The 6,314-nt window shown below is 67.5% G+C and carries 6 protein-coding genes; 5 read left to right on the top strand and 1 reads right to left on the bottom strand.

The features are described 5' to 3' along the window. Window positions 1-302: 302 nt before the first annotated feature. Both kdpA (ABT294_RS40825) and ABT294_RS40830 read left to right on the top strand, forming a co-directional pair. Window positions 303-1,955, top strand: a complete 1,653-nt coding sequence (gene kdpA, locus ABT294_RS40825) for a potassium-transporting ATPase subunit KdpA (RefSeq protein ID WP_350811820.1) — start codon at window positions 303-305, stop codon at window positions 1,953-1,955. 213 nt (window positions 1,956-2,168) lie between these two features. Then, window positions 2,169-2,912 carry a DUF4118 domain-containing protein gene (locus ABT294_RS40830; protein ID WP_350811821.1) on the top strand — a complete coding sequence of 248 codons (744 nt, stop codon included), beginning with the start codon at window positions 2,169-2,171 and terminating at the stop codon, window positions 2,910-2,912. Between the two features lie 189 nt (window positions 2,913-3,101). Here the strand turns inward: ABT294_RS40830 and ABT294_RS40835 are convergent, their stop codons facing one another. Then, window positions 3,102-3,362, bottom strand: a complete 261-nt coding sequence (locus ABT294_RS40835) for an SAV_915 family protein (RefSeq protein ID WP_350811822.1) — start codon at window positions 3,360-3,362, stop codon at window positions 3,102-3,104. Window positions 3,363-4,032: 670 nt separating this feature from the next. Here ABT294_RS40835 and kdpF point away from each other — a divergent pair. The 3 genes from kdpF to ABT294_RS40850 all read left to right on the top strand — a co-directional run. Beyond that, the gene (gene kdpF, locus ABT294_RS40840) at window positions 4,033-4,122 is read left to right on the top strand and encodes a K(+)-transporting ATPase subunit F (RefSeq protein WP_350811823.1); all 90 of its coding nucleotides are present in this window, start codon (window positions 4,033-4,035) and stop codon (window positions 4,120-4,122) included. Beyond that, a complete protein-coding gene (kdpA, locus tag ABT294_RS40845; RefSeq protein ID WP_350811824.1) occupies window positions 4,122-5,783 on the top strand; it encodes a potassium-transporting ATPase subunit KdpA in 1,662 nt (553 codons plus the stop codon). Before kdpF ends, kdpA (ABT294_RS40845) begins: the two co-directional genes overlap by 1 nt. 1 nt (window position 5,784) lies before the next feature. Beyond that, the coding region (locus tag ABT294_RS40850) for a P-type ATPase actuator domain-containing protein (RefSeq protein WP_502912206.1) at window positions 5,785-6,314 on the top strand (530 nt) is incomplete at its 3' end.

The raw sequence follows: 6,314 nt of genomic DNA on the forward strand, positions 1-6,314 counted from the left end.
ACGGCACACCCATCGCAGCCGGGCTCGAAAGCCGGATCGCGTCAAGTAAGCGCAGAGATTTCGGCGTTTTCCGTAGCAAACCCGTCAAAGGTGGTTCGGGAACAGACCTGCGGGACTTCCATGTGCATGACCGCTTCGCGTCCCGGCTGCTCACCGTCACGGTGGGCCTGCTCTACCCCCGGCCATGACCGGCACGTCCACGCGCGTGGTCAGCCTCCCCCGACACCCATGAGGGCCCGCATGCGGTGCGCCGCCCAGGGGGAGGACCACACCAACCCCGCACTCGATCAGAAGGCCTGACCATGCTCATCCAAGCGCTGTTCATCCTGGCGGTCCTGCTGATCGCGCACGTCCCGCTCGGGGACTACATGGCCAGGGCACTGGACGGCGGGCGGCACCTCAAGATCGAGCGGGTGCTCTACCGGTTGTGCGGCGTCGACCCCGACTCCGAGCAGGACTGGCGCCACTATCTCCGCTCGCTGGTCGCCTTCTCGGCGGTCAGCATCGTGGTCCTGTTCGGCCTGCTCACCTTCCAGGGCGTGCTCCCGTGGAACGTCGGCCATGTGGGCATGCCGTGGGATCTGGCCCTGCACACCGCGGTCAGCTTCACCACCAACACCAGCTGGCAGAACTACGCGGGCGAGTCGCCGATCGGCCACACCCACCTGACGCTCATGGCGGGTCTCGGCGTGCAGGCGTTCGCCTCGGCCGCGGTGGGCATGTGCGTGGGTCTGGCGCTGATCCGCGGGCTCGTCCGGCGCAGCGGGGCCGGGCTCGGCAACTTCTGGGTGGACCTGATACGGAGTATCTTTCGCGTGCTGCTGCCGCTGGCCGTCGTCTTCGGCCTGGCGCTGATCGGCCTGGGCGTGCCGCAGAACCTGTCCGGCACCGAGACCGTACAGACGCTCACAGGTGGCACGCAGACGCTCGTGGGCGGCCCGGTCGGCTCCTGGGAGCCCATCAAGCTCCTGTCCGGCGACGGCGGCGGCTTCTTCAACGCCAGCAGCGCGCACCCGTTCGAGAATCCCTCGGCGATGACGAACGCGATCGAGGTCCTGCTCATGCTGCTGGTCCCGACCGCCTTCATCCGCCTGTTCGGCCGCATGTCGGGCGACCTCAAGCTGGGCTGGACCATGCTCGCCGTGGTCGCCATCCTGTTCGGCCTGCTGCTGACCGCCGGCAATCTGGCCCAGAGCGCGCAGACCGGCACAGTTGCGCAGGCGGTCGGCGGCCAGTTCGAAGGCACCGAGACCCGCATCGGCGTCGCGGGCAGCACCCTGTTCGGCATCGCCGCGACGGCCAGCGCTGACGGCGCGCTCAACTCCTCCTACGACAGCTTCTCCAGCCTGGGCGGCGGCGCGCTGTTGGCCGCCATGATGCTGGGCGAGATCGCCCCAGGCGGCACCGGCAGCGGGCTGTACGGCCTGATCATGGCCGTGCTGGTGGCTGTGTTCCTGGGCGGGCTCATGGTCGGCCGCACACCCGAGTTCATGAGCAAGCGCATCGGACACCTCGAGATGCGGTATGTCATGCTCTACTCCCTGGTCGGCCCGACACTCGTCCTGACCTTCACTGCCATTGCCATCGCGCTGCCCGAGGGCCGCTCTTCGATGGGCAACCATGGCGCGCACGGCCTCACCGAGGTGCTCTACGCCTACACCAGCAGCGTCAACAGCAACGGCAGCGCCATGGCCGGGCTCAACGGCAACACTCTGTTCTACAACCTGACCATGACGGTGGCGATGCTCGCCGGCCGGTATCTACCGATCGTGTTCGTCCTGGCTCTGGCCGGACGGATGGTGAGCAGGCAGCCGGTGGCGGCCACCGCGGGCACCCTGCGCACCCATGGGATCAACTTCGTGGTGCTGGCGACGGGCGCCGCGCTGATCCTGGCGCTGCTGAACTTCCTGCCGGCCCTGTCCCTGGGCCCCATCGCCGACGGGCTGACGAGGTGAAGATGAGCGCGGAGAGAACCCCGCACGCCATGGGCGCCGGGCTGGCCGTCTGGCTGGTGATCCTGCTCGGTCGGCGCCTCGTGCGGCGCCGGAATGACAACGCCCAGGCGCGCCCATTCCGCGGTCACGCCCCGAAGGAAGCCAGGACGACGTCGGCTGGGTAGGAGGAGGGCGTTGACCTCGGCAAACACGTAGACGGAGGTGCCGGGTTTCGTGCGCTACCTCAACAGGGATCGCATCGCGCTCCTGGCAGCGCTGCTGGCGCCGCTGGCTACCACGGCGGTGCTGCTGCCGTGGCGTGCCGCCCTGCCCAACACCAGCGTCGCTCTCGTGCTGGTCGTGATCGTGGTCGCGGTCGCCGCCAACGGTAATCGCCTGGCCGGCGCGCTGGCCGCGATCTCTGCCGCCCTGTGGTTCAACTTCTTCTTCACCCAGCCCTACCAGCGCTTCACCATCACCAGGCCCGCCGACATCCAGACCGCGGTCCTGCTGCTCATCGTCGGCCTGGCGGTCTCGCAACTGGCCGCCCGCGCCCGGCGGTTGAAGGTGATCGCCATCACCGACGCCGACTATCTGGCCCAGATCCGCGAAACGGCCACGCTGGCCCAGAGCGCCAAGGGACCCGACGCGGTGGTCGATCGCGTCACGACGCAGCTCACCGACCTGCTGCAGCTACGCGGCTGCCACTTCGAGTACGGCACTTTGATCGGCCATCCCCCTCGGCTGGAACAGGACGGCACCGTGATCTGGGGTCGCAGACGCTGGAACGTCGACCGGCGAGGGCTGCCCGACACGGAGGTCGAGCTGCGCACGTTCGGAAACGGCCGCTTCCTCGGCCGGTTCATGCTGGACCCCACACCAGGAGCCAAGCCAAGCCTGCAAGCCCGCCTGGTCGCGGTCACCCTGGCGGACCAGGCGGGCGCCGCGATCGACACCGCCGGCACCGGCCGCCCGTGACGACCGTTAAGCGGGTGTCCGGGGACGGCGAGCCGACCGTAACGGCGCCAGCCGCGGTCTACAGGCGACCTTCGGTGTGGGGGCATGGACAAGGCGATCCCTCAGCGGCCGTGGCCGGCTGAAATTCGGAGCAGGACTCGTCGGCGACCGGCGGTTCCTGTCCCGCCTGGTCCTGTTGCAGGACGCACATCAGGCCACCCGCTTCGCAGGCTTGGTCATCGTGCCCGCCGGGTCGATGACGATGCCGATGACGTCCAGCTCGGTGATCATGCCACGCAGCGCCGGGGCGGTGAGGACTACCCACCGCTGGTCGGCTCCGAGCACCTTGGTCAGCTTGAGCGGCGAGGAGAACGCGACCGCTGTCCGCTTGCCCGAGACCGTGCGGAACAGCCGAAGGGTCGAGGCGCACGTGCCCACCGTGACGGGGACGCACAATCGGGGCTCTGACATCTGCTTCCTTCCAGCGAAGAGTCGTACACAGAGACGCTAGAACCGTCCTCGGCCACATTCCTCGATCGCTACGCGATCTGGACGCTCAGGCCGGAAATGCTGACGCCACATTGATGGCACGCCATGCCCCATGAGCTGATCACGGGTCCCGCGCCTCGACGAGCGCGGAAACGATCTCCTGGCGGCCAGGGCGCTCGGGGACGCGCACACCTGCGTTCCGAGCGGCGGTTACGTGGCTCTCGCCACGCGGATGATGACCCTGCTCGATCCTGGCATACCTAACATCGGGCGGCCGTTCCTCGCCACGGATGCCCTCCGAGGGCCTTGTTCAGGGGCACTATTGCTCCTCTGAGAGCGGTCGCCGCCGGTCCTGACAGGTCCTGAACGGTCCGGAGGCGAACTTCCACGGGATCCAGACACGCCACGGAGGCGGCGCTCGAAGCCGCACGTAGGGATGCCGTTAAAAATCGCGCTCGGGCCATATGTAAGCCATCAAGAACCCCAAAACCACTCAAATCTCAGGATTTGCTCTCCTGGGGCCGCCCGAGATCGGCGCGGCCGGAACAACATGTCCAACTTGAGGAGTGGGGATGGCTGACGTCCTCTTCGTCGCCCTGACGATCGCGATCTTCGTGGTCTTCGGGCTCGTGGTGAAGGCGGTGGAGCGGCTGTGAGCGCCGTCAATGCCACCGGTCTCGTTGTAGTCGTCGGTCTAGTGATCTTCATGGTCGCGGCCCTGCTCTTCCCGGAGCGTTTCTGATGAGCACGACCGCCGCAGGAATGATCTTCATCATCTCGCTGATCGTCGCGCTGGCTCTGGTGTACAAGCCGTTGGGCGACTACATGTACCGGGTCTACACGAGTGCCAGGCACAACGTCGTCGAGCGGGGCATCTACCGGCTGCTCGGCGTGCGGTCCGAGGCCGAGCAGAGCTGGGGCGTCTACGCCCGGAGCGTGCTGGCGTTCTCGGTGATCTCCATCCTGGTCGTGTACGGCATCCAGCGTCTGCAGGACAAACTGCCGCTCAGCATGGGCATGCAGCCGGTCACCGACCACATCGCGTGGAACACCGCGATCAGCTTCGTCACCAACACGAACTGGCAGGCCTACTCGGGCGAGTCCACGATGGGTCACCTGACTCAGATGGCGGCGCTGGCCGTGCAGAACTTCGTCTCGGCATCGGTCGGCATGGCGGTGGCGATCGCGCTGGTGCGCGGGTTCGCGCGCAGCCGTACCAATGAGCTCGGCAACTTCTGGGTGGATCTGGTACGCGGCTGCGTCCGTATCCTGCTGCCGATCGCCTTCGTCGGTGCGCTGGTGCTGGTGGCCGGTGGGCTGATCCAGAACTTCTCCGGCGTGCACGAGGTAACCACGCTGACCGGCGGCACTCAGTCGATCACCGGCGGGCCGGTGGCTTCGCAGGAGGTCATCAAGGAACTGGGCACCAACGGCGGCGGCTTCTACAACGCCAACTCGGCCCATCCCTTCGAGAACGCCGCCACCTGGACGAACTGGTTCGAGATCTTCCTGATCCTGCTGATCCCGTTCTCGCTGACGCGCACCTTCGGCAAGATGGTCGGGCAGGTCCGGCAGGGGTACGCGATCCTCGCCGTGATGAGCGTCATCGCGCTGGCCAGCGTCCTGCTCACCAACGTCTTCGAGCTGTCGGGGAACGCGACGGTGCCGCAGGCGGTGGGCGCGGCGATGGAGGGCAAGGAGGTCCGCTTCGGCGTCTCGAACTCGGCCACTTTCGGCGCTGCCACGACGCTCACCTCGACCGGGGCGGTGGACTCCTTCCACGACTCCTACACGCCGTTCGGCGGCATGATGACGATGTTCAACATGATGCTGGGCGAGGTCGCCCCCGGCGGCGTCGGCGCGGGTCTGTACGGCATGCTGATCCTGGCCGTGATCACGGTGTTCGTGGCGGGCCTGATGGTCGGTCGCACGCCGGAGTACCTGGGCAAGAAGATCGGCGCCCGCGAGATCAAGCTGGCTTCTCTGTACTTCCTGGTCACCCCGGCGTTGGTGCTGATCGGCACGGCGTTCGCGATGAGCTCGGAAGAGCAGCGCGCCAGCATGCTCAATGGCGGTCCGCACGGCCTGTCCGAGGTGCTGTATGCGTTCACCAGTGCCTCCAACAACAACGGCTCGGCGTTCGGCGGTATCACGGTCAACACTCCGTGGTACGACGTGGCGCTCGGCCTGTGCATGGTGTTCGGCCGCTTCCTCCCGATCATCCTGGCGCTGGCGCTCGCCGGTTCGTTGGCGACCCAGGCGCCCGTCCCCGAGAGCGCGGGAACGCTGCCAACGCACCGGCCGCAGTTCGTGGGCATGGTCGTCGGCGTGACGATCATCCTCGTCGCCCTCACCTTCCTCCCGGCCCTCGCGCTCGGCCCCATCGCAGAAGGACTCTCGTAACATGTCAACCCCCGTGCTCGAAGCGCCGGGCAAGGCGCCCGCGCCGAAGAAGAACGGCAGGGTCGGCGGCGGCTTGCTCGACCCCAAACAGATGCTCACGTCGCTGCCCGACGCGCTGAAGAAGCTCAACCCGGTCACGCTGTGGCGCAACCCGGTCATGTTCATCGTGGAGGTCGGCGCGGTGTTCACCACCGTGCTGGCGATCGGCTACCCGTCGTTCTTCGCCTGGGCCATCGTGGTGTGGCTGTGGCTGACCGTGGTGTTCGCCAACCTGGCCGAGGCGGTGGCCGAGGGACGCGGCAAGGCGCAGGCGGCCACGCTGCGCAAGGCGAAGACCGACACCCAGGCCAGGCGCCTCCAGAGCCGCACCTCTACCGACTGGGACGTGGTCGGCGCGCCCGAGCTCAAGCAGGGCGACTACGTGATCGTTGAGGCCGGGGAGATCATCCCCGGCGACGGTGACGTGGTGGAGGGCATCGCCTCCGTGGACGAGTCGGCCATCACGGGCGAGTCCGCGCCGGTGATCCGCGA

The organism is Nonomuraea sp. NPDC000554, from assembly GCF_040300065.1.
Classification (GTDB): Bacteria; Actinomycetota; Actinomycetes; order Streptosporangiales; family Streptosporangiaceae; genus Nonomuraea.

Bases quoted from the DNA above. Each gene is read 5' to 3' on its own strand.
- kdpA (WP_350811824.1), top strand. From the start codon at position 4,122: ATGAGCACGACCGCCGCAGGAATGATCTTCATCATCTCGCTGATCGTC.
- kdpA (WP_350811820.1), top strand. From the start codon at position 303: ATGCTCATCCAAGCGCTGTTCATCCTGGCGGTCCTGCTGATCGCGCAC.
- ABT294_RS40835 (WP_350811822.1), bottom strand. From the start codon at position 3,362: ATGTCAGAGCCCCGATTGTGCGTCCCCGTCACGGTGGGCACGTGCGCC.